2 protein-coding genes and 1 pseudogene are annotated in these 2133 nt (G+C 43.5%); 2 read left to right on the top strand and 1 reads right to left on the bottom strand.

Annotated features, from left to right (window positions below):
- Positions 1-226: pseudogene (locus F6K23_RS40210) on the top strand (arabinose efflux permease); the annotation flags it as partial.
- 19 nt (positions 227-245) lie between these two features.
- On the top strand, positions 246-1400 hold the full coding sequence (locus F6K23_RS40205; protein ID WP_293166769.1) for a glycosyltransferase family 4 protein: 1155 nt from the start codon (positions 246-248) through the stop codon (positions 1398-1400).
- Here F6K23_RS40205 and F6K23_RS40200 read toward each other — a convergent pair.
- The coding region (locus F6K23_RS40200; RefSeq protein WP_293166767.1) for a hypothetical protein at positions 1392-2133 on the bottom strand (742 nt) is incomplete at its 5' end. The genes F6K23_RS40205 and F6K23_RS40200 overlap by 9 nt on opposite strands.

The following is a 2133-nucleotide window of genomic DNA, read 5'->3' as shown; positions in this document are numbered from 1 at the left end:
TCAAGCAGAAACGCCAGAAGATATGCGTGGGAAAGTTTTTGGGCTACAAAACAATGCGATCAATATTGCTTTGAGTTTGCCTTTAACTCTAGCAGGTTTTGCAGAAACAATATTTGGTTTACAACCGGTGTTGTTGAGTTTGGTAGCAGCAGCGATAGCAGGAGGGTTCCTAACCTGGTATATTGCCCGTACAGGAACAAAAAACTCAACCCAACTCAAAACATAGAGACTCGATCCCACCCTGAATGCATATCGCCTGGATAGGAAAAAAATCGCCCTTTTGTGGTAATGTTACTTACGGTAGAGAAGTTACTAATGCTCTGCTAGACAGGGGCTATGAAGTTAGCTTCCTGCATTTTACGCAGGCAGAAGACGAGGAACACACTTGGTCTGGTTACAAGGAAGTTTCGCTGCCTTGTCTATACAAATCTCAGGTTTACACCATCCCTTCACTCAAAGCTAGCAAGGTGTTAACGCGATCGCTCAAACAGTTGCAACCAGATTTAGTTCATGCTTCCCTAACTTTATCTCCTTTAGATTTTCTGCTGCCGGAAATCTGCCAAGAACTAAATTTACCTCTAGTTGCGACTTTTCATCCGCCTTTTGACGGTAAGCGGCGCAATCTCAAATCAGGAACACAACTTTTTACTTATCAACTTTATGCACCTTTTCTGGCACACTATGACCAGGTAATTGTTTTTTCTCAACTGCAACGGAATTTTTTAGTGCGGTTAGGTGTCCCACCCCACAAGCTAGCGGTAATTCCCAATGGAGTTGATGTTATCAAGTATTCTCCTGGCTATTCAGATTTTAAATCAAAATTGGATGCTAAGCGATTATTTATATATCTAGGTCGTATTGCCACAGAAAAAAATATTGAGGCGCTACTGCGGGCTTGGAAGCAGTCAAATCTTGGTGAAGAAAGCAAGTTAGTAATCGTGGGGAATGGTCCTTTATTGAGTTCTTTGATGCCGTTTTATGGTGAAGAATACGGTATTATTTGGTGGGGATTTGAGGCTGATGAGCAACGGCGGATTGAACTTTTGCGGGCAGCTGATGTATTTATTTTGCCTTCGTTATTAGAAGGGCTTTCTCTATCTTTACTAGAAGCAATGGCTTGCGGTGTTGCCTGTGTAGCCACAGATGCTGGTGCTGATGGTGAAGTTTTAGAAGATGGGGCTGGTGTGATTCTTAATACTCATCGAGTTAGTTCTCAGCTGCATACTTTGTTGCCTGTATTTCGTGATCATTTGGAATGGACGACTTTACTGGGGCAAAAGGCAAGGCAGAGGGTTTTAGAGCGTTATACCCTTAGTGGTAATATTAGCAGGCTGGAAAAGCTTTATGCTGAGGTTTTGAATGCTGGGCGCGTACATGTAAGTGGTGCGCCCCTACATTAGCTGGAATGCTTTCTCGATTTCTCTTGTAAACTGCTTTCCATTCCAAAGGGGGGCGCTTTGGCGAGATTGCTTCAGTTTCCATGCTATTTGTTGCCTTAAGTTGGTGTCTTTGCCGAGGCGGATTCCCCATTCTATATATTCTTGATTATTCCAGGCGATGCCTTCGGTGATGCCAGCGTTGATCATCATTGTATAACTATTGCGTGCAGCAAATTGTTGTCCGACTTTGGTTACTATGGGGATGCCCATCCACAAGGTTTCTAAGGTGGTAGTGGCTCCATTATAGGGATAGGTGTCTAATACGACGTCTGCTATGCCTAGATTGGCACGGTGGATAGATTCTAAGGCAACTTCTGGTAAAAAGCGCAAGCGATCGCATTCTACACCTTCTTCTTCGGCGATTTGGTTAAAGAAGTTTTTGATAGCTTCGGCTTCGGCTTTGCCTTTGATGAGGAAGTAACTATTTGGTACTTCTTTGAGGATTTGCATTTGCAGTCGCACAGTTTCGGGATGTCGTTTATATCCCCTTTGAGAGCTTAAATAGATAATGGCGTCGTTTGGTATATTTAGTTGGTCACGACGTAGGGTAGGTACGCCCACTTCAAAACCATCGACGGCTATATAAGTTTGCGGTAGTCTCCAGATTTTTTCTGTATAGTATTCTTGGGCTGTTGTTGGTAAGACGTAGGGATCGGCAATAAAGTAATCGATGGCTGGTATTCCGGAAGCGTCC

This window comes from Okeania sp. SIO2C9, assembly GCF_010672455.1.
Lineage (GTDB): Bacteria > Cyanobacteriota > Cyanobacteriia > Cyanobacteriales > Microcoleaceae > Okeania.
Note: the sequence above shows the minus strand (reverse complement) of the source record. Positions and strands in the feature narration are given on the sequence as shown.

Coding starts and splice junctions, on each gene's coding strand:
- F6K23_RS40205 (WP_293166769.1), top strand. CDS start 246: ATGCATATCGCCTGGATAGGAAAAAAATCGCCCTTTTGTGGTAATGTT.